Source organism: Metapseudomonas cellulosilytica, assembly GCF_049334135.1.
Taxonomy (GTDB): Bacteria; Pseudomonadota; Gammaproteobacteria; order Pseudomonadales; family Pseudomonadaceae; genus Metapseudomonas.
This window is the reverse complement of record NZ_JBHZGN010000003.1, coordinates 184,018-204,743: the sequence shown is the minus strand read 5'-3', so window position 1 is coordinate 204,743 and position 20,726 is coordinate 184,018. Positions and strand designations below refer to the sequence as shown.

Below are 20,726 nucleotides of genomic sequence, written 5' to 3'. Positions count from 1 at the left end.
GCTCTCCACGAACTGGTCGAAGGCACAGCGCAACACCTTTCGGTGATGTTTACGTCAGCAAGCGCCTCGTCGTGGGAGGCGGGATAATTTTATTGACCGGGAAACTTCGGAAACAGCACCAGTTACAACAAGGACTCTTTACTGGGCGAACAACAATCCGTTGAGGAAACCGGAAGTTTCCGGTTCCCTGCCCTCCTCGCCGATCACCACGGTGCAGGTCATGCCGGCGGCCAGCAGTACGCCATCCGGCACTTCATCCAGATGAATGCGCACCGGCACCCGCTGGGCCAGGCGAACCCAGTTGAAGGTGGGATTCACGTCGGCGGTCAGTTCGCGGCTTTCCGGGTTGTCGCGGTCGTAGATGCCGCGGGCGATGCTGTCCACATGGCCGACTATGCGTTCGCCGCTCATCAGCCGCAGCTCGGCGCGATCGCCCACCTTGATATGCGGCAGGCGGGTCTCCTCGAAGTAGCCGTTGACGTAGAAGGAGCGGTCGTCCACCAGAGCCATGCTGGCTTCGCCACGTTCGGCGTAATCGCCCTTGTAGACGTTGAGGTTGGTGATATGCCCGGCTACCGGCGCGCGGACTTCGGTGCGGGCCAGGTTGAGCTTGGCCGCATCCAGCGCGGCCAGCGCCTCCTGGTATTCGGCGAGGGCGGCTGCGGCCAGGTGGCCGGCGTCCTCACGGCTTTCGCGGGACACCACCAGGTCGTCCATGTCGGCGCGGCGGTCGGCGTTGACCTTGCGCATGTCCAGCGCCGCCTTGCGTGCCGCCACCAGGGCCTCGGCCTGTTTCACCGCCACTTCGTAATGGGACGGATCGATGCGCAACAGCAGGTCACCGGCCTCGACCTTCTGGTTGTCCCGCGCCGGCACCTCCACCACCAGCCCGGCCACATCCGGGGCGATGTTGATCACGTCGGCGCGCACCCGGCCGTCGCGGGTCCAGGGTGAGTCCATGTAGTGCAGCCAGAGGGTACGCACCAGCAGCACCGCCAGGGCGAGGATGAGCAGGGTCGCGCCGACACTGATGATTCGTTTCAGGGACATGGGGGCCTCAACGGTAGATGGTCAGCGCCAGGGCGCCATACAGGCAGGTGAACAGGCCGACGCGCAGCAGCGCCGGGTGCCAGGCGTGGCGATACAGGCCGCACCAGGCGAAGAGGCGGTCCAGCCCCCAGCCGAGCAGGAAGGCCAGCAGGAACAGGACGGTCAGGCTCGGCATGTAGACGCCGTGCAGGGCGATTTCACGCGGCATGGGCGACTCCTTGCAGACGCGCCGGCTGGTCTTCGCCGGCCAGGGGGTTCTGCGGGTCCAGCAATGAGCTACGGATGAAGTGCAGGTAGCTCTGCAGGCGGCGCAGGGGCGAGGTGTCGAACTGTGGCGCGCAGGGTTCGGCGGTGCCGCGCACACTGTCGATGGCCTGCTCCACGGCGAGCAGGGCGCGCTGGCGGTTGGCTTCCGAGGGCTGGATGAACAGCCGCACCAGGGCCCGCCCCATGGCGCGGATCGCATTGCGCCAGGGCATGGATTCGGCGTAGCAGGAGAGCGCCGGCAGGCGTGCCTGCTCCAGGCGCAGCTCGATCACCGCGTGGCCCACCTCCTGCACCAGGAACATCCAGCGCAACAACTGGCGCTGCACGTCGGGACGGCCTGCGGAGTACAGATAGGCCTGGTTCAGCAGGTCGCGGGTGCCGCTTTCGAAGCCGGATACCAGGCCCTTCATCCGCCCGCTCACGGCACGCACCACGCACATGCGCAGGTCGCGCTCCAGGCGCCGCCAGAGCCAGGGGCGGTTGGGCGGCAGGAGCACGGCGGCGGCGGCGGTGGCCAACGCCATGGAGAGCACCGAGGCGAGGTATTCGTTGAGCACCCGGTGCGGATCGAACAGGGTCTGGTTGGCCGGCATGGAGGTCATGCTGAACCACACCAGCAGACCCAGCCCGGCTCCGGCCCACTGCGGCCGCGCGAGGAGGTAGGCACCGAGGGCGACCACCGGGGCCAGGGCACAGCAGAGCAAGGCGAAGCCATCGATTTCGGGCAGCACCCGGAAGGTCATGAAGATGCCGAGGAGCGCGCCGGCGCTGGCCCCCAGGGTGAGTTGCAGCGACAGCCGCCTCGGGTTCGAGGACGAGGATGCCAAGGCCGAGACCATACCGATGGTCATGGCGAAGGTGCCGCCGCTGGGCCAGGCGGTGGCCATCCAGAACACACTGAGCAGCAGGATCAGCAGGCTGCTGCGCAGCCCGGCCACTGCCGCGGCGACGGCGTTGGCGCGGGGCCGGAAGCTTTCCCGCCACTGCTCGCGGACATGGTGGTCCTCCAGCAACGAGGCGTGGGTCTGGGCGTAGTTGTGCAGGTCGTCGGCGAAGCGGTAGAGCAGTTCGGCGGCGGTGTCGTAGTCCAGGCTCTGGGCTTCGCCGGGCTGCTGCGTGGCCAGGCGCGCACGGCCGGCGCGGATCAGCTGCATCAGTTCCTGCTTGCAGGCCTCCAGGCGCACGGCCAGCTGCGCGGCGTCGGCCTCGCTGCTCAGGCGGTCACGCAACGGCGCCAGTAATCGGGCGACCTCCGCGAGGCAGGGCTGCAAAGCCTCCAGCACGATGCCGCCGTAGGAGCCAGCTCTGCTGGCGAAATCCTCCGGCTCGGAGCCTTCGCTCGCGATGCTCGCTCCTACAGGCTGGACCGAGTCGGTGGCCAGGCGACGCAGCAGCTGGTGCAGTCCATGGAAGCGGGTGGAGAGCACCATGAATTCGTTGTTCAGCCGCGCCAGGCGACCGCTGCGCATGCGCATGTGCGGGTCTTCGAAGGCGGTGGCGCTGCGCATGTTCTCCAGGCTGACCGCCGCGGCGGCGAAGCGCGCGTTGCTGGCGTCGAAGCGCTGGGTGTCGAGGCCACCGGCCAGGCCTTCGCAAGCGAAGGCGGCGAAGTCGCGAAAGCGTCCGTGCAGGGTGTTGCGCAGGTCGGTGCTGGTGCTCTGCGGCAGGATCAGGCCATTGACCAGGCCGGTGCAGAGAATGCCCAGGCTGATCTCCAGCACCCGCCAGAGGGCGAGCATGAAGGCGTCATCTGGATGGGTCGTGGCCGGCAGGCCGATCATAACTGCGGTGTAGCCGGCCAGCACGCAGGCGTAGCCGCGAAAGTCGCGATAGCGCGCCGCACCGGCGGTGCACAGGCCGATCCAGATGGCCAGGCAGAGCATGAACAGCACCCGTTCCTGATTGAACAGGGCGATCAGCGCCACCATTACGGTCAGCCCCAGCAGGGTGCCGATGATGCGGTAGAAGCTCTTGGCCAGGACCTGACCGCTCTGCGGCTGCATGACAATGAACACCGTGACCAGCACGGTGCCCGGCTGCGGCAGTTCGAGGCGGTAGGCCAGCCAGAGGGCAAGGAAGGCGGTGAGCAGGGCCTTGAAGATGAAGGCCCAGGTCAGGCCGTCACTGCGCGCCCACTCGGCCAGCGCGCGGTTGAAGGTTTTCACCATGGAGGGTCCTCAGGGCTTGGGGAGAAAGCGCAGGCGCGGTTCCTGCGGCGCCAGGCTGGCGTCGGAAGGGCCGGCGGGCTCGGGCAGCGCGCCGCCGCCGAGCGCCAGCAGCAGGTCGGCCTGGGCGCCCAGCAGCGCCGCGCGTACCTGCTGTTGCTGGAGCTGGCGCTGGAACAGGGTGGGCTGGGTTTCCAGCACGGTATCGAAACCGGTGAGGCCACGCTGCTGGGCCAGCAGGGCGAGGTCGCAGGTTTTCTGCGCGGCGGCCACCGCCTCGGCGGCGAGTTCCTGTTGCTGGTGCAACGACTCGATGCGCACCAGGGCGTCGGCCACCTGTTGCAGCGCGCCGACCAGGGTCTGGTTGTACGCCTCCACCGCCAGGTCGTAGTCGGCGGCGGCGACGCCCAGCTGGCCGCGGCGCAGTCCACCGTCGAACACCGGCAGGCTGAGGGCCGGGCCGAGGTTGTAGGTGAGCTTGTCGTAGCGCAGGAAATCCAGCACACCGCCCTGGGTGGCGTTGGAACCGATGCCGCCCAGCAGGTTGACGTTGGGGTAGAAGCCGGCCTTGGCGACTTCGATGCCGCGCGCTTCGGCCGCCACCTGCCAGCGGCTGGCCACCAGGTCCGGACGACGGCCGAGCAGTTCCAACGGCAGCTCCGCCGGCAAGCCGGGCAGGCGTTGCAGGTCCAGGGTCGGCCGCGCGAGGCGTGCGCCCTCCCCCGGGCCCTTGCCGGCCAGGGCCGCCAACTGGTTGCGCGTGAGGGCGATGGATTCGTTCAGGGCATCGAGCTGCCGATGGGTCTCCGGCAACGGCGCCTCGGCGCGGCTGACTTCCAGCCGGGTGCCGATTCCATCGCGCAGGCGCTGTTCGGCCAGGCGCAGGATTTGTTCCTGCTGTGCAAGGCTGGCTTCGGCGATGTCCTTCTCGGCATGCAGCAGGGCCAGGCGGATGTAGCTGCGCACCAGGTTGCCCTGCAGCTCCAGCGCCGCCAGGCGCGCATCGGCCACGGCCACCTGGGCCTGGTCCAGGGCCTGGTGGCTGCGGCTGCGCTCGCGGCCCCAGAGGTCGAGGTCATAGGAAAAGCCCAGCAGGCTGGTGTTGTTCCAGCTGGTGGTACGCGCCAGTTCGCCGGGGCCGTAGAAGAAGTCGTGGGGCCAGCGCTTGCGCTGCAGGTTGGCTTCGAGATCGACCTGGGGCTGCTCGGCGGACTCCACCACGCCCGCCAGGGCGTGGGCCCGACGTACCCGTGCGGCGGCCATGGCGAGGGTCGGGCTGCCGGTCAGGGCCTGATCCATCCAGGCATTCAGTTGCGGGTCGCCATAGACGCGCCACCACTGGGCGCTGGGCCAGGCGGCGTCCCGTTCGGCGCGGCGCAGGGCCGGGCCGAGGTCGAGTCGGGCGGCGTCCAGGCGCTCGGCCTGAGGCGCGATGCCCTGGCTGTCGATACAGGCGGAAAGAAGCGAAACAACGGCGAACAGACTGGCACGGGCAACGCCGGGCCAAGGATTGCGGTGCACTGCGGCATATCCTGAAGGCTGGGAAACCAGGGGTTGGACCTGGAACGGCGGCGATTCTATTGCCGGGGATTGCCCAGGATAAGGCGACGGATAGATAAAGGATTGTGTACTGAATCAGCCATAATCCATCGACACACTTCGTGACAAAATTTGAGCCCCCTCCCGGGCCAGGACCCTAAATGGACATCCTTTTCAACATGCGCGCCTTCGTCTGCGTGGCGGAGACCGGCAGCTTCACCGCCGCTGCCCAGCGCATGGACCTCACCACCTCCTACATTTCCCGCGCGGTGGCTACCCTCGAAACCCACCTGCGTACCCGCCTGCTGCACCGCACCACCCGCCGCATCGCGCTGACCGAGGCCGGCCAGCGTTACCTGCTGCGCTGCGAGCAGATCCTCGGCTATATAGAAGAAGCCGAAGCGGAGGCCAGCGAGGCCCATGCACGGCCGGTGGGCAACCTGAAGGTCCATGCCATGACCGGTATCGGCCAGCATTACCTGATCAAGGCCATCGCCCAGTACAGCGAGAAGTATCCCGATGTGAGCTTCGACCTGACCCTGGCCAACCGCACCACCGACATCCTCGACGAGGGTTACGACATCTCCGTGGTGATCGCCCAGGAGCTGCCGGACTCGGGCTTCATCTCCAAACAGCTGGGCACCACCTACAGCGTGCTCTGCGCTTCCCCCGGCTACATCGAGAAGCACGGCGCGCCGCGCCTGCCCTCGGAGCTGTCGAAGCACCGCTGCCTGCGCCTGGTGAACAACGTGATGTCCCTGGACAAGTGGCTGTTCGATGGCCCGGACGGCCAGGAGATGGTCAGCGTCAACCAGACGCCTTTCCAGGTGAACACCGCGGACGCCATGACCGAGGCCATCAAGGCCGGCATGGGCGTCGGCGTGCTGCCGGTGTACTCGGCCATCAGCGGCCTCACGGACGGCAGCCTGGTGCGCGTGCTGCCCAACCACAGCCTGTTCCCGCTGGGCATCTACGCCCTCTACCCGTCGCGGCAGTTCCTCGATGCGAAGATCCGCACCTGGGTCGAATTCCTCCGCGAGTTCCTGCCGGAGCGGGTCGCCGCGGATGAGAAGTCGGTGGCGGAGTACAGCCTGCGGTTGGGAACCCCGCGCTCCTGATTTCGGACGATCCTTTGTAGGGGCGAATTCATTCGCCAAGGACAGCGCAGCTGGCCCATTGGCAGTCAGCAGGGCAGCCCTTCGGCCTGCTTGGCGAATGAATTCGCCCCTACAGGAAGAGCCCGACCGTCGCCCCCCCTGCCCTATTCCCCCGCCTTGTCCAGCATCCGCCGGCTGCGCTCGAACCAGCCCAGCAGGTAGTCCGCCAGCACCTGGGTGCGCCGAGGCAGGCCGGCCTGCCAGGGATGCACCAGGAACACCGGGGTCTGCCGGGTCTGGTAGTCCCGCAGCAGCCAGACCAACCTGCCATCAGCCAGTTCGTCGTAGACCATATAGGACGGCAGCCGGGCGATGCCGGCGCCCGCCATGGCCGCCTTCTTCAACAGGCTGTAGTGATTGCTCGCCAGCGCGCCGGCAACCTTGACCCGCTCCAGGCGGTGCTGGCGGTGGTAGAGCCATTCCTCGAAGCCGCTGTAATGGGTGTTCAGCAGGCACTGGTGCCCCGCCAGGTCCGCCGGCTGCAATGGCTCGCCATGGGTGGCCAGGTACGCCGGCGTGGCACAGGTGATTTCCTGCAGGGAGAACAGCGGTCGAGCCACCAGGCGCTCATCGAGGTCCATACCCGAGCGGATGGCCAGGTCGAAGCCTTCGGCCAGCAGGTCGCGGTAGCCGTTGTGCAGGTCCAGTTCGATGCGGATCTGTCCGTACTGGCGGGTGAAGTCCAGCAGCAGCGCATCGAAGAAGGTCTCGCCGAGGGACACCGGTACGGTGAGACGCACGCAGCCCGCCAGTTCCTCCTGCAGCCGACGCACCGATTGCCGCGCCCGTTCGGCCTGGGCGGACAGCGCCTGGGCCTCCGGCAGCAGCGCCGCGCCGGCTGCGGTCAGGTCCAGGCGGCGGGTGGTGCGGTGCAACAATGCAGCGCCCAGGCCCTGCTCCAGCAGCCGGATGCGCTTGGACAACTGTCCTTTGCTGCAGCCCAGGCGCTCCGCCGCAGCGGTGAAGCTGCCGGCCTCGACCAGCACGGCGAATGCTGCCAGATCGTCCATTTCGCTCATGGTAAATGCTGCCCCATTGTTTCCATTTGAAAACCAAAGTTTTCCAATTGCACGGATTATCGACCAAAGATGGGACTCTACACTTAACGGAACGACAACCGACAACCCTGGAGCCACTCCATGAAAATCATCCTCGTCGGTGCCAGCGGCACCATCGGCAGGGCCATCGACAACGAACTGAAGGAGCGCCATGAGATCGTTCGCGTCGGCCATAGCAGCGGCGCCCTGCAGGTAAACATCACCGATTCGGCATCGATCCGCCGCATGTTCGAGCAGGCCGGTCCCTTCGATGCGCTGATCAGTGCGGTGGGCAAGGTGCATTTCGGCGCGCTGGAGGAGATGGGCGAAGCCGAGTTCGCCATCGGCCTGAAGGACAAGCTGATGGGTCAGGTCAACCTGGTGCTGATCGGTCGCGAGTTCGCCAATGATGGCGCCTCATTCACCCTGACCTCCGGGATCCTCAGCGATGACCCCATCCGCTATGGCGCTTCGGCCAGCCTGGTCAATGGCGCCATCGACGCCTTCGTGCGCTGCGCCGCCCTGGAGCTGCCGCGCGGCATGCGCATCAACAGCGTCAGTCCGACGGTGATCGAGGAAGCCCTGCCGGGCTACGCACCCTTCTTCCGCGGCTACAAGGCGGTACCGGCGGCGCTGGCGGCACTGGCTTACGCCAAGAGCGCCGAGGGTGCGCAGACCGGGCAGGTGTATCGCGTCTGGTAAAGGCTGACCGGGCTGTCAGAACTCGCCGGCGTAGCACACCGGCGAGCTGGGCGGTCCGCACCGTTCCAGTTCCTCCTCGAGGAATTCGGCCAGCACCACGGCATTGTTGTAAGACTCGTCCTTCGCCGCGAAGAGCAGCGTGAGAGTGCCGTTGCGCGCCATCGCCAGCAGCCCTTGCCAGTGCTCGGGATGGGCCGCCAGTTCGGCGCGATACAGCAGACGGAACTCGTCGAACAGCGCCGGATCGTGGCAGAACTGCTTGCGCAGGTTGTCGGACGGCGCCACTTCCCGCAGCCAGGCGGCCAGCCCAAGGGCCTCCTTGCGGCAACCCCTGGGCCACAGGCGGTCCACCAGCACGCGCTGGCCATCGCCCGGCTCCATCGCCTCATAGACTCGCTTGCATCGGATCATCGCCCTGCCTCCCGCTTGAGCTGACTCGCATCGCCCGGTAACGTGGCCGCTCCCTGGAAGGAGACCCACCGATGCGCTTTGCCCGCCCCCTGCTGTTCAGCCTCTTGCCCCTCTTCGGCGCCTGCCAGATGTTCGCCGAGAAAGCCCCCGCTCCTGCCGCCAATCTGGTGCGCCTGCAGGGTGAGCTGAGCGTAGACGCTGGCCAGGTGATGTTCAGCCCCTGTGGCGAGAAACGCCGCTTCACCCTGGTGGACAGCGGCGCCACCGGCCTGCTGCCCGAGGCGGCCAACCTTTCGGCGGAGGGCCCCGGCCCCCTGTTCGCGGATATCCGCGCGAGCATGGGACCGACCCGGATGCAGGGTGCCGACGGCCAACTGGACCTGCAGAAACTCTACCGCCTGCAGCGCGAAGGCCATGGCTGCGACGACCTGAACTTCAAGCGCCTGCTGCTGCGCGCCAGCGGCCATGAGCCGGAGTGGAACGTCAGCGTCAGCGGCAAGGGCCTGGTGCTGGACCGCCCCGGACAACCGTCCCTGGCCCTGCCCTACATGGAGGAGCAACTGCCGGACGGCCGCTTCAACCTGTCCAGCGAAGCCAATGGCCAGCGCCTGGAGCTCTGGGTGGCACCGCAACGCTGCGTCGATGGCATGAGCGGCGCGGTCCAGCACCTCAGCGCCGAGCTGCGCATTGACGGCAAGCCGCAACGGGGCTGTGCGTCCTTCGGCGGCTCCCGCGACGAGTGATCCCACCACCGACGGGAAAGCTCCGCGGGTGCTTGCCGAGCTTTCTCCCCACAAATGCCACCTCTCCTACCGGCCTTCATCGCTAAGCTGAACGAAGGACAACAGGAAGGAGAATGTCATGCTGCGTATCGCCCTGAATGGATACGGGCGCATCGGTCGCGCCCTGGTTCGTGCAATGTTCGAGCGCGGCCTCGACCAGCGCCTGCGCATCGAAGCCATCAACGACCTCGGCGACTTCGAGTCGCTGGCCCACCTCACCCGTTTCGACTCCACCTTTGGCCGCTTCCACGGCCATGTCGCCCTGCACGACGACCATCTGCAGGTGAACGGCCAGACCATTCGCCTGCTGCGCGAACGCGACCCGGTCAACCTGCCCTGGGGCCAGTTGGGTGTGGACCTGGTGCTGGAGTGCTCGGGCAAGATGAAGAAACGCCCCCAGGTGGAACAGCACCTCACCGCCGGGGCACCGCGCGTGCTGCTTTCCCACCCGCTGGACAGCGCCGACCTGACGGTGGTCTACGGCGTCAACCATGAACAGCTGGGTAGCCAGCAGATCGTCTCCAACGCCTCCTGCACCACCAACTGCCTCGCCCCGCTGGCCATGCTGCTGCACCGTGGGATAGGCATCCGCAGTGGCCTGGTGACCACGGTGCACGCCTACACCAACGACCAGAACCTCCTCGACAAGAGCCACGGTGACCTGTATCGCGCCCGCGCAGCAGCCGTCTCGATGATCCCTACCAGCACGGGCGCGGCCAAGGCCATCGGCCTGGTACTGCCGGAACTGGCAGGTCGCCTGGACGGGTTGGCAGTGCGGGTGCCGACCCCCAACGTGTCGCTGCTCGATCTTTCCTTCATTGCCGAGCGCCCGGCCAGCCGCGAGGCCATCAATGCCACGCTGGAAGCCGGCGCCCGTGACCTGCCGCAAGGGGTGATGGAGTGCAATGCCCTGCCGCTGGTGTCCAGCGATTTCAACGGTTACCCGGTTTCCTGCGTGGTCGATCTCAATCACACGCGGGTACAGGGGGACTTGGTGAAGGTCCTGGCCTGGTACGACAACGAATGGGCGTTCGCCAACCGGATGCTGGACGTGGTGCTGACCTGGCTCAATCCCTAGCGCTAGTCCAGCACGCCGGCCGGGGCCGGGGCGGTGCTGCGCCACTGGCTCAGCGCCACCCCGGCGAATACGACGCCCGCGGCCAGCAATTGCATGCCGGTCAGCCGCTCGCCAAGCAATCCCCAGGCGAACACCAGGGTGAACACCGGGATCAGGTTGATGAAGCCGGTGGCCTGGCTGGCCGGCAGTCGCGAGACGCCGAAGTTGTAGAGGCCGTAGGCGCCCACTGTGACCACGGTGCCCAGGTAGAGCATGGCGCCGAGGCCCAGCGGGCTGACGGACGCCGGCAGCGGCGAGGTGAGCCAGGCCAGCGGCAGGAAGAACAGGCTGCCGACGAAGGCCTGCATGGCGGTGAGGAAGAAGGCCGAGTAGCGCGACGACAAGTGCTTGAGCAGCAGGGTGTAGCCGGTGGCGCAGAGCATCGCCAGCAGTTCGTAGAAATTACCCAGCAGCGGCTGCGGGGCGTGGCCGTCCGACTCGCTGGCCAGGCTCAGCCAGACGGCACCGGCCACCGCCAGGAGAAAGCCGGCCAGGGTGCTGCGGGTGATGCGTTCATGCAGCGTCGCGTAGGCGCCCACTGCCACAAGCAGAGGCAGGAGCGCAGTGATCATGCCCGCCTGGGAGGCGCTGGTGTGCTGCAGCGCCAGGGCTTCGAAGATGAAGTACAGGCAAGGCTCGCAGGCGGCGAGACCCAGCAGGTATTTCCAGTCGCCGGGGCGGTAATCGAGGGAACCGCGCCAGCGCCAGGCGAGCAGGAAGACCAGGCTCCCCAGGGCCATGCGGGCGAAGATCACCCAATGTGGCGCGGCCTCACGAAAGGCCAGCTTGAGGGCGATGAAGGAGCTGCCCCAGAGCGCCATGGCCAGAACCAGACAAGCCACCGCCACCAGCCGACCCTGCTGCGCCATCGATCACCTCCGTGGAAATCCGCCAGTCTAGGCGGTCGCTCCCCGCCCCAGACAGACACAGCAGGGCGAAGAAACTGTAGCGCTCACTGGTTCCAGGGCTTGCCGCGGGTTCGCGGGTCCACGGGCAGCTGCTGCAGCACCGCGGCCTTGGCCAGCATGTAGGCGCTGACCGGGGCGCTGATGAAGAGGAACAGGCTGATCAGCAGCTCATGCAGGCTGAGGCCATCGGCGTCGGCGGAAAAGAACACCAGCGACGCGATCACCACGCCGCCCACCCCAAGGGTGGTGGCCTTGGTCGGACCGTGCAGGCGCATGAAGAAGTCCGGCAGGCGGTACAGGCCGATGGCACCGATCAGCACGAAGGCGCTGCCGAGGATCAGCAGCGCCGAAACGAGGATTTCCGCCCAGAGGGCCATGGGTTCGCCGGTCATTCGATGATGTCTCCGCGCAGCATGTACTTGGCCACCGCGACGGTGCTGACGAAGCCGAGCACGGCAATCAGCAGCGCCACTTCGAAGAACAGGTCGCTGCCCTTCCAGATACCGTAGAGCACCAGCATGGCGATGCCGTTGATGTAGAGGGTGTCCAGCGCCAGCACGCGGTCCGGCAGGCAGGGCCCCTTGATGAGCCGGGCCAGGGCCAGCAGCAGTGCCAGGCCGAGCATGGCCAGGCATAGCGGGATCACGTAGGCGAGCATGGGAAGATCTCCTTCAGCGGCGCCTCGTAGCGCGACTTGATCTCGGCCACCATGGCGGCCTTGTCCGGAACGTCCAGGCCGTGCACTAGCAGGGTCCGGCGGTCGGCGCTGAGATCGGCGGCCAGCGAGCCCGGCGTCAGGGACACCACACTCACCAGCACGCTGATCGCCAGCTCGTTATCCAGTTCGATGGGCACCTCGACGAAAGCCGGACGCAACGCCTCGACGCGGCCCAGGGTCAGGCGTGCCACCTGGAAATTGGCCAGCAGCACGTCGCCTACCACCATCAGCAGGAAGCGCATCAGCTTGAGCGGGTGCCAGCGCTTCGGCCGCTCGATCAGCAGCGGCTTGAAGCAGAAGGGGATCACCCAGCCGAGAAAGCCTCCCAGCAGCCATTGGCCGAGGGCGAAGGAATCCACCAGCAGCAGCCAGACGACGAGCAGCAACAGGCTTTCGGCGGGATGGGGAAAGAGTCGTCGCATCATGCTCCGGCCTCCCCGAGGATCAATCGGTAGAGCTTCAGGTCATGCAACTGCGTGGCACTGGCCTGGGCGTAGTCCAGCAGCGGCTGGGCGAAGGCCACCAGCACCAGGCTGCCGCCCAGCAACAGCAAGGTGGCGAACAGCCGGCCCGGGTCCAGCTCGGCGCTGCCCAGCACCTGGTGGCCGGTGCGCCAGAACAGCGTGCTGCCGGCGCGGCTGAGGGCCACCAGGCTGATGAAACCGCCGATCAGCAGCGCACTCCACAAGGGCAGCGCACCACCACCCGGGGGCACCGCCTGGAGCAGCAGGAGCTTGGCGAAGAAACCGGACAGCGGCGGCAGGCCGGCCACGGCGATGGCGGCGAAGAAGAAGGCCGCGCCGAGGATGGCCGGATTCTGCAGGGCCGGCCCCTGAACCAGCTTGCCGGCCTTGTCGCCACGCTGGCGGCTGACCAGGTCAGCGAGCAGGAACAGCCCGCCGGCCACCCAAGTGCTGTGCAGCAGGTAGAACAGCGCCGCGCCCTGCGCCTCGGGCGTGCCCAGGGCGATGGCCGCCAGCAGGGTGCCAGCAGAGACCACCACCAGGTAGGCCAGCAGGCCCTGCAGGGTGGTGGCGGCCAGGGCTCCGAGGGCGCCGAGGATCACGCTGGCCAGGGCCAGCGGCCAGAGCCAGGGCTGCGCCAGGTTGGCCAGTTCGCCGGCCTCCGGGCCGAAGACCAGGCTGTAGACCCGCAGGATGGAGTAGATGCCCACCTTGGTCATGATGGCGAACAACGCAGCCACCGGCGCACTCGCTGCGGTGTAGGCACGCGGCAGCCAGAAGTACAGGGGCAGCAGCGCCGCCTTGAGGGCGAACACCAGCAACAGCAACAGCCCGGCGGCAGCCAGCACCGGCGCCTGACCCGGCCCGGCGGCGGCCACCTGGCGAGCCATGTCGGCCATGTTCAGGGTGCCGGTGATGCCATAGAGGGCACCGACCGCGATCAGGAACAGGGCCGAGCCGGCAAGGTTGAGGATCACGTAGTGCAGGCCCGCCCTCACCCGCTCCGCGCCGCCGCCATGCATCAGCAGCGCATAGGACGCGATCAGCAGGATCTCGAAGAAGACGAAGAGGTTGAACAGGTCACCGGTGAGGAAGGCGCCGTTGATCCCCAGCAGCTGGAACTGGAACAGGGCGTGGAAGCGCATGCCGTTGCGATCGTCGCCGCGCACCGCGTAGAGCACCGCGGCACTGGCCAGCACGGCGGTGGCCAGCAACATCAGGGCTGCCAGCCGATCCAGCAGCAGCACGATACCGAAGGGCGGCTGCCAGCTGCCCAGGGCGTAGACCCGCAGCTGACCATCGCCGGCCTGCTGCATCAGCAGTAGCGCGAGCGGCACCAGGGCCAGGGTGGACACCACCGAGATGCTGCGCTTGAGGCGCTCCATGGACGGCAGCATCAGCAGCAGCGCCCCGGCGAACAGCGGAATCAGGATGGGCAGGATCGGTAGGTGCATCATGGCGCGGACTCCTGCTCGGGGCGGCCGTCCACGTGATCGCTACCCAGTTCGGCCACGCCGCGCAGGGCCAGGACCACCACGAAGGCGGTCATGGCGAAGCCGATGACGATGGCGGTGAGCACCAGGGCCTGGGGCACCGGGTCGGCGTACTGCACGTCGCGCCCGAGCACGGCGGCTTCGCCGGCCAGGCGGCCCATGGCGAAAAGGAACAGGTTGACGGCGTAGGACAGCAGGGTCAGCCCCAGCACCACGGGAAAGGTCCGCCCGCGCAGCAACAGGTAGACGCCGCTGGCGGTGAGCAGGCCCAGGGTGACGGCGAAGAGGGCCTCCATCAGTGAATCTCCTTGCTCGCGGCCGGGGCCAGGCTCACCCGCCCCAGGTTGACCAGCACCAGCAGGGTGGAGCCGACCACGGCCAGGTAGACGCCGAGGTCGAACAGCATGGCGGTGGCCAGTTCGAATTCGCCCACCAGCGGCAGCTCGAAGTGGCCGAAGGCGGAAGTGAGGAAGCTGTAACCGAAGGCCCAGCTGCCGAGGCCGGTGAGGCCGGCGATGGTCACGCCGGCGCCAGCCATGCGCTGGTACTTCAGGTTCATGCGCCGCTCCACCCAGGCGATACCGCTGGCGATGTACTGCAACACCAGCGCCACGGCGGTGATCAGGCCAGCGATGAAACCGCCGCCCGGCAGGTTGTGGCCGCGCAGGAAGATGAACACCGAGATCAGCAGCGCCAGGGGCAGCAGCAGACGCGACAGGGTTTCGAGGACCAACGGGTGCTTGGCGTGGGCCCAGTTGCGGCCCTGGGGGTCGCAAGTGGGGTTGGTCAGGCGCAGGCCCGACAGCATGGCGTAGACGCCCACTGCGGCGATGGTCAGGACGGTGATTTCGCCCAGCGTATCGAAGCCGCGGAAGTCCACCAGGATCACATTGACCACATTGGTGCCGCCGCCACCGGACAGGCTGTTGGCGAGGAAGAACCCGGCGATGCCGTCGTACGGGCGGGTCAGCACCGCGTACGCCAGCAGGGCCACCATGACACCCAGGGCGCAGGCCAGGATCAAGTCGCGCAGCCCGCGCAGGCTGGAGCTTTCTCCCGGCGTGCGGGACGGCAGGTAGTAGAGCGCCAGCATCAACAGCACCAGGGTCACCACCTCCACCACCAGCTGGGTCAGGGCCAGATCCGGCGCGGAGAAGCGGGCGAAGGTCAATGCCACCAGCAGGCCAGCAACACCGAGGATCATCAAGGCAATCAGGCGCTGGCGATGGAAAATCGCGGTCAGCACGCCGGACAACGCCAGCACCGCCAGGCCCAGGGTGGTGATGCCATCCAGCGGGGTCAGCGGCCGTTCGCCGGCGATCTGCGGAAGGGGTGCCAGGGACAGCGCCACCACCAGCATGGCGCTGCCCAGCAGCCAGGCCAGGTAGCGCTGCAGCGAACCGTTCTCCAGGTGCCCGGTGATCCAGCGGGCCGCTGCGGCGACACGCTGCACCTGCTGCTCGAATACGTCCTTGGCATCGGTGTCGGGCAATCCGGCGTACCAGCTGAACAGCGGCTTGCGCAGCACGTAGACCAGCACGCCGCCGACCAGCGCCACGAAGCTCATGGCCAGCGGCAGGTTGAAGCCGTGCCAGATCGCCAGGCTGTACTCCGGCAGCTCGCCCCCCAGGCTCGCGGAGGCGGCCGCCGCCAGCATCGGCGCGACCGTGAAATTGGGGAACATGCCCACCATCAGGCAGAGGGTCACGAGGATCTCCACCGGCACCTTCATGTAACGCGGCGGCTCGTGGGGCGGGAACTTGGGCAGGGAAACCGGCTCGCCATTGAAGAAGACGTCATGGACGAAGCGCAGGGAATAGGCCACCGAGAAGACCCCGGCCAGCGTCGCCGCCGCCGGCAATACCCAGCTGAAACTGCCCAGCAGTTCCTGCTGCAGGGTTTCGCTGAAGAACATCTCCTTGCTGAGGAAGCCGTTGAGCAAGGGCACCCCGGCCATGGCCAGGGATGCCACCATGGCCAGCACCGCGGTGTGCGGCATGTACTTCCACATGCCGTTGACCAGGCGCATGTCGCGGCTGCCGGTCTCGTGGTCGATGATCCCGGCGGCCATGAAGAGCGAGGCCTTGAAGGTGGCGTGGTTGATGAGATGGAACACCGCCGCGACGTTGGACAGCTGCGAATCCAGGCCGAACAGCAGGGTGATCAGGCCCAGGTGGCTGATGGTCGAGTAGGCCAGCAACCCCTTGAGATCATGCTGGAACAGCGCCATGCCAGCGCCGAACAGCAGGGTCGCCAGGCCGCTCAGGCTGACCAGGTAGAACCAGAGGTCGGAGCCGGCCAGCGCCGGGTAGAGACGCGCCAGCAGGAACACGCCCGCCTTCACCATGGTGGCGGAGTGCAGGTAGGCGGACACCGGCGTCGGCGCCGCCATGGCGTGCGGCAGCCAGAAATGGAAGGGGAACTGCGCCGACTTGGTGAACGCCCCCAGCAGCAGCAGCACCAGCGCCACGGGATAAAGGTCGTGGGCGCGGATCCGCTCGCCCGCCGCAAGCACCTGGCTCAGCTCGAAGCTGCCGGCGATATGCCCCACCAGCAGCACCCCGGCGAACAGCGCCAGGCCGCCGCCCCCCGTGACCGCCAGGGCCATGCGCGCGCCGCGGCGCGCATCGGAGCGGTGGCCCCAGAAACCGATCAACAGAAAGGATGACAGGCTGGTCAGCTCCCAGAAAACCAGCATCAGCAGCAGGTTCTCGGACAGCACCACGCCGAGCATGGCGCCCATGAACAGCAGCAGGAAGGCGAAGAAGCGCCCCATCGGCTCTTCGTCCGACAGGTAGTAACGGGCATAAAGGATGACCAGGAGCCCGATGCCGAGGATCAGCAACGCAAACAGGAAGCCCAGCCCGTCCAGCCGCAGGCTGAAGCTCAGGCCGAAACCTGGCAGCCACGGCAGCACCAATTTCAGGAGCTCGCCAGAAAAGACGCCGTCAGCCTGGGCCAGCAGCAGGATCAGGCCGGTCAGCGGCACCAGCGCGGCGACACCCGCGCAAACGGAACGGCCGTGGCGCTCGGCCAGTAGCGGAAGGATCGCCCCGAGAAAGGGCAGCGCAACGATGAGCGCCAATATCATCCATAACTCCCCAGGGTAAGCGCCATTCCCTCGCAAGTATCGGAAATGGCAAGCGAAAAACCCGTCGATTATCCATTACTATCGATCTATCGCGATAGATTGAATTATTTCAAAACGCTAGCGATATCGGGAAACGCCCATCCCAGGGCGCGACAGGCTCGAAGCGCTATCGCCCCCCGGGACCGGATGGGGATGGGAAAGAACCGGCTGCCCCGATCGGGACAGCTTAGCCTCAGTGTGCGACGCGGCTGGTGCCGTTCACCGTCACGATGCGCACGCGCTCGCCGACGCGGAAGACTTCATTGGGCTGGACTTCCTGGACGTAGGCACGCATCGAGCCATCGTCCTCGCGCACGGTGACTTCCACACCCTGGGTACGGGTCATGCCTTCTTCGGCTGCCGCACCGAGCAGGCCGCCGGCCACCGCACCGATCACCGCAGCCACTGCGCTGCCGCGACCGTGGCCGATGGTACTGCCGCCGATACCGCCAACTACCGCGCCAGCACCGGCGCCTACCGGTGTCTTGGTGCCTTCGATCTTCACCGGCCGCAGGGATTCGATGGTGCCCATGCGCACGGTCTGTACTTGACGAGCCTCATCGCGGGAATAGGTGTCACCGGTCAGACTCGACTGACAGCCACCCAGCGCCAGTGCCACAGCCGTGAAAGAGGCCACCAGCAGAACGGGTTTACGCATAGCATTTCCTCCAGAATTGATTACCTATCCATTAGACTCCGCGCCGCAGAAGCTGTCATCAGACAGACCCTGCAACTCAGCGCCCATTCAGCCTGAACTCAGCCTCATGGCAGACATCGGGGAGCCACTCCGGAACGTCCCTGTCACACAAGGTTAGCCCATGGACTATTTCATCATCGTCATCACCACCGCTGCCGGCCTGTACTTCCACTGGTGGCTGTACGTCCGCATCAAGCGCTGGATGGATCGCGACCTCGCACTATCCCTCGCCGGCAGCGACAAGGCCAAGCAGGCCTTCATGCTGGAACAACTGCTCCACGCCCGCAAAGCCGGCATCTCACGGCGCCAACTTCCCGACTGGCTGCGTCAGAAAGCCGATAGCTACCAGGCCTGACCGGGATCATGGCGCCAGGCGTTCGCGCGTCCAGGAACCCTCCACGAGGCGATAGTTGAGACGGTCGTGCAGACGGCTCGGCCGGCCCTGCCAGAACTCGATGCGTTCCGGCAGAAGACGATACCCCCCCCAGTGCGGCGGGCAGCTTGGCGCGGAGTCGAGGAATCGCTGTTCGGTCGTCGCCAGCAGCGACTCGAGCTCGGCGCGGTCACGAATCACCTGGCTCTGGGGCGACGCCCAGGCACCCAGGCGACTCCCCAGCGGGCGCACCTGGTAGTAGGCATCGGACTCGGCCGCCGTCACCCGCTCCACCCGCCCTTCGATACGCACCTGGCGCTCCAGGGCCGGCCAGAAGAAGGTCATGGCGGCGAAAGGATTGGTGGCAAGCTGCTCGCCCTTGGCACTGTCGTAGTTGCTGAAGAACGTGAAGCCGCGGTCGTCCAGGCCCTTGAGCAGCAATACCCGGCAGTGCGGGCGGCCGTCGGCATCCACCGTGGCGAGGGTCATGGCGTTGGGCTCGACCGGCAGTTGCTCGGTCTTCACCGCGTCGCCGAACCAGCTCTGGAACAGGCTGAAGGGCTCGACGGGAGCCTGCTCCTCGCTGAGCCCGTCACGGGTGTAGTCACGGCGCATGTCGGCCAGGGTCTGGGTCATGGTTGGCGATCCTGTTTGCAGAAAGCCAATAGCTTACCCAGCCCCGGCTTATTTGGCTTGATCTGCCGCAACCACCGGATTGCCCTTGGCCGGCTTGCTGTACTGGGCGATCAGTGCGACCAGGGTGTCCTGGGGAGTCAGGACCATCTCGACGCGGCGATTGAGGGCGCGGCCCTGCTGGCTGTCGTTGGCCGCACGCGGCATGTCCGACCCCAGCCCCTTGAGGTACAGGCGATCACGCTGCAGGCCGCTCAGGCGGAAGATGGCGGCCACGGACTGGGCGCGCTCCTGGCTGAGCTTGCGGTTGAGTTCTTCCTTGCCGGAAGCATCCGCGTGCCCCAGGACCAGCACCGCGGTCTTGGTATCGCCTTCCACCAGCTTGGCCACCTTGGTGATGGGGCCCAGGGTATTGGGTAGCAGCATGCTCGGGCGGTCCGGATTGAACGACGGGTCCACCGGCAGGGTCACCACCAGCACGTTCTCGCGACGCTCCACATCCAGCTTGCTGCCCTTCACCGCCTCGCGCAGGCGCGGTTCGTACTGGTCGAGCCAGGCCTGGGTCGCCTTGGCGTCCACCTTGGCCGTCTTGGGCGCCTTGGTCTTCTGGCTACCACCGAAGGGCCACCACCCCTTGCTGGCCGATGCGCTGGCCTTCTGGGGTTCGGCAGGGGATTCGGACTTCTGCAGGCCGGGCATGCTGCATCCAGCCGCAGCCATGCAGAGAATCAAGGTGGAGATCTTGAACAGTTTCATGGGCAGGGCTCCGTAATCGCTGAGGCCTCACGCCAGCACTGCAATGATGGCGATCCAAATTTACAACCGGTGTTAAATTTTCTCGCCAACCCATTAATCTGAAAAGGAAAAAAGGGCCTATTAGACGAGCGGTTCAACCCAGGCAGCCTTTGACAACACGCGCGAGATTTTGTGCGCGGGGATCCATCAGCACATAGGGTCCGAGGGTGTTGGTGACGAAGCCGAAAGCCAGGTCGCGCTCGGGGTCGGCGAAGCCGGTGGAACCGCCGGCGCCGGGATGGCCGAAGGCATATCGGCCCAAGCCATAAGTGGCATTGGCCACCTCGGGCTGGTCGAGCATGCAGCCCAGTCCGAAACGCGTTGCGGTCTGCAGGGTGAGGTCCTCGCCCAGACTGTGCTCGCGGGTCAACTCGGCGAGCAGTTCCGAATCCAGCAGTTGGCCGTCCAGCAAGGCGGCGTAGAAGCCCGCCAGACTGCGCGCGTTACCGTGGCCATTCGCCGCCGGCTGTTGCATGCGGCGCCATTCCGGCTTGTTGGTGCTGGTCATGATCGACGGCGGATTGGTGAAGGCACGGGTACTCAGGGACGCGGGCTCGGTCATCATGCACTTGAGCAGACGCTGCGCCGCGGCATCACCCAGGTTGCCCTTGGCACGGGCGATATGGGCGACGCGATGGAACTCCTCATCGGCCAGCCCGACATGGAAATCCAGCCCGAGGGGCCGCGCCACCCGCGCAACGATGGAGTCACCCGGACCACGGCCGTCGGCACGGCGAATCAGTTCGCCAACCAGCCAGCCGTAGGTGATGGGCGCATAGCCATGGGCCTCGCCCGGCGTCCACCAGGGGTCTTCGGCAGCCAGGGCGGTGGTCATGGCGTCCCAGTCGTAGAGCGCCTCCGCCGGCAGCGCGGCGCGGATCGCCGGCAGGCCGGCGCGGTGACAGAGCAGCTGACGAACGCTGATGCGCTCCTTGCCGGCGGCGGCGAACTCGGGCCAGTAGCGCGCCACGGGCGCATCCAGTTCCAGCTTGCCCTCCCCCACCAGCTGCAGCAGGGTCACTGCGGTGAAGGTCTTGGTGCAGGAAAACAGGTTGAGGATGGTGTCGCTGTGCCAGGCCTGCTGGCCATCCTTGTCGGCCACACCGGCCCAGAGGTCGAGCACGGTTTCCCCGCCGACCTGTACGCAGAGGGCGGCACCGCGCTCCTGGGGATCAGCGAAGAGTTCGGCGAAGGCGTCCTTCGCCGCCTCGAAGCGCAAGTCGAAATAGCCCTGGATCTGCACCGGCGTGCTCCTGAAGAAAATGGAGGCGGCATTGTTCCAGCCTTG

21 protein-coding genes and 1 pseudogene are annotated in these 20,726 nt (G+C 66.7%); 5 read left to right on the top strand and 17 right to left on the bottom strand.

All coding sequences use genetic code 11. The features are described 5' to 3' along the window. Nucleotides 1–138 precede the first annotated feature (138 nt). From ACFW0H_RS05210 to ACFW0H_RS05195, 4 genes are read right to left on the bottom strand one after another with little or no spacing between them, the layout of a single operon-like run. Nucleotides 139–1,050 (bottom strand): efflux RND transporter periplasmic adaptor subunit, encoded by a 912-nt coding sequence (locus ACFW0H_RS05210; RefSeq protein WP_422912833.1) that lies wholly within the window; start codon nucleotides 1,048–1,050, stop codon nucleotides 139–141. Nucleotides 1,051–1,057: 7 nt separating this feature from the next. Beyond that, nucleotides 1,058–1,258 (bottom strand): DUF1656 domain-containing protein, encoded by a 201-nt coding sequence (locus ACFW0H_RS05205; RefSeq protein WP_422912832.1) that lies wholly within the window; start codon nucleotides 1,256–1,258, stop codon nucleotides 1,058–1,060. Next, a complete protein-coding gene (locus tag ACFW0H_RS05200) occupies nucleotides 1,248–3,485 on the bottom strand; it encodes an FUSC family protein (RefSeq protein ID WP_422912831.1) in 2,238 nt (745 codons plus the stop codon). The genes ACFW0H_RS05205 and ACFW0H_RS05200 overlap by 11 nt, the downstream gene beginning before the upstream one ends. Before the next feature lie 9 nt (nucleotides 3,486–3,494). Then, nucleotides 3,495–5,003: an efflux transporter outer membrane subunit gene (locus tag ACFW0H_RS05195; protein WP_422912830.1), complete on the bottom strand. Its 1,509-nt coding sequence runs from the start codon at nucleotides 5,001–5,003 to the stop codon at nucleotides 3,495–3,497. Nucleotides 5,004–5,182: 179 nt separating this feature from the next. Here ACFW0H_RS05195 and ACFW0H_RS05190 point away from each other — a divergent pair, with 179 nt between their 5' ends. Next, nucleotides 5,183–6,139: a LysR family transcriptional regulator gene (locus ACFW0H_RS05190; protein WP_422912829.1), complete on the top strand. Its 957-nt coding sequence runs from the start codon at nucleotides 5,183–5,185 to the stop codon at nucleotides 6,137–6,139. A 143-nt stretch (nucleotides 6,140–6,282) separates the two neighbouring features. Here ACFW0H_RS05190 and ACFW0H_RS05185 read toward each other — a convergent pair whose 3' ends face one another. Beyond that, nucleotides 6,283–7,197: a LysR family transcriptional regulator gene (locus ACFW0H_RS05185; protein ID WP_422912828.1), complete on the bottom strand. Its 915-nt coding sequence runs from the start codon at nucleotides 7,195–7,197 to the stop codon at nucleotides 6,283–6,285. Nucleotides 7,198–7,317: 120 nt separating this feature from the next. Here ACFW0H_RS05185 and ACFW0H_RS05180 point away from each other — a divergent pair, with 120 nt between their 5' ends. Further along, complete coding sequence (locus ACFW0H_RS05180) at nucleotides 7,318–7,917, top strand: short chain dehydrogenase (RefSeq protein ID WP_422912827.1); 600 nt, start codon at nucleotides 7,318–7,320, stop codon at nucleotides 7,915–7,917. Between the two features lie 15 nt (nucleotides 7,918–7,932). On the opposite strand, the gene ACFW0H_RS05175 is transcribed toward ACFW0H_RS05180, so the two are convergent. Continuing rightward, on the bottom strand, nucleotides 7,933–8,328 hold the full coding sequence (locus ACFW0H_RS05175) for a DUF488 domain-containing protein (protein ID WP_422912826.1): 396 nt from the start codon (nucleotides 8,326–8,328) through the stop codon (nucleotides 7,933–7,935). A 71-nt stretch (nucleotides 8,329–8,399) separates the two neighbouring features. Here ACFW0H_RS05175 and ACFW0H_RS05170 point away from each other — a divergent pair, with 71 nt between their 5' ends. Both ACFW0H_RS05170 and gap read left to right on the top strand, forming a co-directional pair. Continuing rightward, entirely contained in the window at nucleotides 8,400–9,071 is a 672-nt protein-coding gene (locus ACFW0H_RS05170) for a COG3650 family protein (RefSeq protein ID WP_422912825.1), read from the top strand. A gap of 118 nt (nucleotides 9,072–9,189) precedes the next feature. Beyond that, nucleotides 9,190–10,188: a type I glyceraldehyde-3-phosphate dehydrogenase gene (gap, locus tag ACFW0H_RS05165; RefSeq protein ID WP_422912824.1), complete on the top strand. Its 999-nt coding sequence runs from the start codon at nucleotides 9,190–9,192 to the stop codon at nucleotides 10,186–10,188. A 2-nt stretch (nucleotides 10,189–10,190) separates the two neighbouring features. Here the strand turns inward: gap and ACFW0H_RS05160 are convergent, their stop codons facing one another. The 8 genes from ACFW0H_RS05160 to ACFW0H_RS05125 all read right to left on the bottom strand — a co-directional run bounded on the left by ACFW0H_RS05160 (nucleotide 10,191) and on the right by ACFW0H_RS05125 (nucleotide 17,598). Continuing rightward, nucleotides 10,191–11,096 carry a DMT family transporter gene (locus tag ACFW0H_RS05160; protein ID WP_422912823.1) on the bottom strand — a complete coding sequence of 302 codons (906 nt, stop codon included), beginning with the start codon at nucleotides 11,094–11,096 and terminating at the stop codon, nucleotides 10,191–10,193. Between the two features lie 83 nt (nucleotides 11,097–11,179). Then, on the bottom strand, nucleotides 11,180–11,527 hold the full coding sequence (locus tag ACFW0H_RS05155; RefSeq protein WP_422912822.1) for a Na+/H+ antiporter subunit G: 348 nt from the start codon (nucleotides 11,525–11,527) through the stop codon (nucleotides 11,180–11,182). Next, nucleotides 11,524–11,793, bottom strand: a complete 270-nt coding sequence (locus ACFW0H_RS05150; protein ID WP_422912821.1) for a K+/H+ antiporter subunit F — start codon at nucleotides 11,791–11,793, stop codon at nucleotides 11,524–11,526. Before ACFW0H_RS05150 ends, ACFW0H_RS05155 begins: the two co-directional genes overlap by 4 nt. After that, a complete protein-coding gene (locus ACFW0H_RS05145; protein ID WP_422912820.1) occupies nucleotides 11,778–12,278 on the bottom strand; it encodes a Na+/H+ antiporter subunit E in 501 nt (166 codons plus the stop codon). The genes ACFW0H_RS05150 and ACFW0H_RS05145 overlap by 16 nt, the downstream gene beginning before the upstream one ends. Beyond that, complete coding sequence (locus ACFW0H_RS05140; protein ID WP_422912819.1) at nucleotides 12,275–13,774, bottom strand: monovalent cation/H+ antiporter subunit D; 1,500 nt, start codon at nucleotides 13,772–13,774, stop codon at nucleotides 12,275–12,277. Before ACFW0H_RS05140 ends, ACFW0H_RS05145 begins: the two co-directional genes overlap by 4 nt. Further along, complete coding sequence (locus ACFW0H_RS05135; RefSeq protein WP_422912818.1) at nucleotides 13,771–14,106, bottom strand: Na+/H+ antiporter subunit C; 336 nt, start codon at nucleotides 14,104–14,106, stop codon at nucleotides 13,771–13,773. Before ACFW0H_RS05135 ends, ACFW0H_RS05140 begins: the two co-directional genes overlap by 4 nt. After that, the gene (locus tag ACFW0H_RS05130) at nucleotides 14,106–16,901 is read right to left on the bottom strand and encodes a monovalent cation/H+ antiporter subunit A (protein ID WP_422912817.1); all 2,796 of its coding nucleotides are present in this window, start codon (nucleotides 16,899–16,901) and stop codon (nucleotides 14,106–14,108) included. The genes ACFW0H_RS05135 and ACFW0H_RS05130 overlap by 1 nt, the downstream gene beginning before the upstream one ends. A gap of 232 nt (nucleotides 16,902–17,133) precedes the next feature. Continuing rightward, a complete protein-coding gene (locus ACFW0H_RS05125) occupies nucleotides 17,134–17,598 on the bottom strand; it encodes an outer membrane lipoprotein (protein ID WP_422912816.1) in 465 nt (154 codons plus the stop codon). A gap of 160 nt (nucleotides 17,599–17,758) precedes the next feature. Between ACFW0H_RS05125 and ACFW0H_RS05120 the strand changes: the two genes are divergently transcribed. Continuing rightward, a complete protein-coding gene (locus ACFW0H_RS05120; protein ID WP_422912815.1) occupies nucleotides 17,759–17,992 on the top strand; it encodes a hypothetical protein in 234 nt (77 codons plus the stop codon). A 6-nt stretch (nucleotides 17,993–17,998) separates the two neighbouring features. Here the strand turns inward: ACFW0H_RS05120 and pdxH are convergent, their stop codons facing one another. The 3 genes and pseudogenes from pdxH to ACFW0H_RS05105 all read right to left on the bottom strand — a co-directional run bounded on the left by pdxH (nucleotide 17,999) and on the right by ACFW0H_RS05105 (nucleotide 20,681). Continuing rightward, on the bottom strand, nucleotides 17,999–18,646 hold the full coding sequence (pdxH, locus tag ACFW0H_RS05115) for a pyridoxamine 5'-phosphate oxidase (protein ID WP_422912814.1): 648 nt from the start codon (nucleotides 18,644–18,646) through the stop codon (nucleotides 17,999–18,001). Nucleotides 18,647–18,733: 87 nt separating this feature from the next. Beyond that, nucleotides 18,734–19,294: pseudogene (locus ACFW0H_RS05110) on the bottom strand (OmpA family protein); the annotation flags it as partial. 238 nt (nucleotides 19,295–19,532) lie between these two features. Beyond that, entirely contained in the window at nucleotides 19,533–20,681 is a 1,149-nt protein-coding gene (locus ACFW0H_RS05105; RefSeq protein WP_422912813.1) for a serine hydrolase domain-containing protein, read from the bottom strand. Between the last annotated feature and the right edge of the window lie 45 nt (nucleotides 20,682–20,726).

Excerpts from the sequence above, each read along its gene's own strand:
- ACFW0H_RS05190 (WP_422912829.1), top strand. The coding sequence starts at position 5,183 with ATGGACATCCTTTTCAACATGCGCGCCTTCGTCTGCGTGGCGGAGACC.
- ACFW0H_RS05185 (WP_422912828.1), bottom strand. The coding sequence starts at position 7,197 with ATGAGCGAAATGGACGATCTGGCAGCATTCGCCGTGCTGGTCGAGGCC.
- ACFW0H_RS05155 (WP_422912822.1), bottom strand. The coding sequence starts at position 11,527 with ATGACCGGCGAACCCATGGCCCTCTGGGCGGAAATCCTCGTTTCGGCG.
- ACFW0H_RS05130 (WP_422912817.1), bottom strand. The coding sequence starts at position 16,901 with ATGATATTGGCGCTCATCGTTGCGCTGCCCTTTCTCGGGGCGATCCTT.
- ACFW0H_RS05210 (WP_422912833.1), bottom strand. The coding sequence starts at position 1,050 with ATGTCCCTGAAACGAATCATCAGTGTCGGCGCGACCCTGCTCATCCTC.
- ACFW0H_RS05125 (WP_422912816.1), bottom strand. The coding sequence starts at position 17,598 with ATGCGTAAACCCGTTCTGCTGGTGGCCTCTTTCACGGCTGTGGCACTG.
- pdxH (WP_422912814.1), bottom strand. The coding sequence starts at position 18,646 with ATGACCCAGACCCTGGCCGACATGCGCCGTGACTACACCCGTGACGGG.
- ACFW0H_RS05200 (WP_422912831.1), bottom strand. The coding sequence starts at position 3,485 with ATGGTGAAAACCTTCAACCGCGCGCTGGCCGAGTGGGCGCGCAGTGAC.
- ACFW0H_RS05150 (WP_422912821.1), bottom strand. The coding sequence starts at position 11,793 with ATGCTCGCCTACGTGATCCCGCTATGCCTGGCCATGCTCGGCCTGGCA.
- ACFW0H_RS05160 (WP_422912823.1), bottom strand. The coding sequence starts at position 11,096 with ATGGCGCAGCAGGGTCGGCTGGTGGCGGTGGCTTGTCTGGTTCTGGCC.
- gap (WP_422912824.1), top strand. The coding sequence starts at position 9,190 with ATGCTGCGTATCGCCCTGAATGGATACGGGCGCATCGGTCGCGCCCTG.
- ACFW0H_RS05120 (WP_422912815.1), top strand. The coding sequence starts at position 17,759 with ATGGACTATTTCATCATCGTCATCACCACCGCTGCCGGCCTGTACTTC.
- ACFW0H_RS05145 (WP_422912820.1), bottom strand. The coding sequence starts at position 12,278 with ATGATGCGACGACTCTTTCCCCATCCCGCCGAAAGCCTGTTGCTGCTC.
- ACFW0H_RS05175 (WP_422912826.1), bottom strand. The coding sequence starts at position 8,328 with ATGATCCGATGCAAGCGAGTCTATGAGGCGATGGAGCCGGGCGATGGC.
- ACFW0H_RS05135 (WP_422912818.1), bottom strand. The coding sequence starts at position 14,106 with ATGGAGGCCCTCTTCGCCGTCACCCTGGGCCTGCTCACCGCCAGCGGC.
- ACFW0H_RS05140 (WP_422912819.1), bottom strand. The coding sequence starts at position 13,774 with ATGATGCACCTACCGATCCTGCCCATCCTGATTCCGCTGTTCGCCGGG.
- ACFW0H_RS05180 (WP_422912827.1), top strand. The coding sequence starts at position 7,318 with ATGAAAATCATCCTCGTCGGTGCCAGCGGCACCATCGGCAGGGCCATC.
- ACFW0H_RS05205 (WP_422912832.1), bottom strand. The coding sequence starts at position 1,258 with ATGCCGCGTGAAATCGCCCTGCACGGCGTCTACATGCCGAGCCTGACC.
- ACFW0H_RS05170 (WP_422912825.1), top strand. The coding sequence starts at position 8,400 with ATGCGCTTTGCCCGCCCCCTGCTGTTCAGCCTCTTGCCCCTCTTCGGC.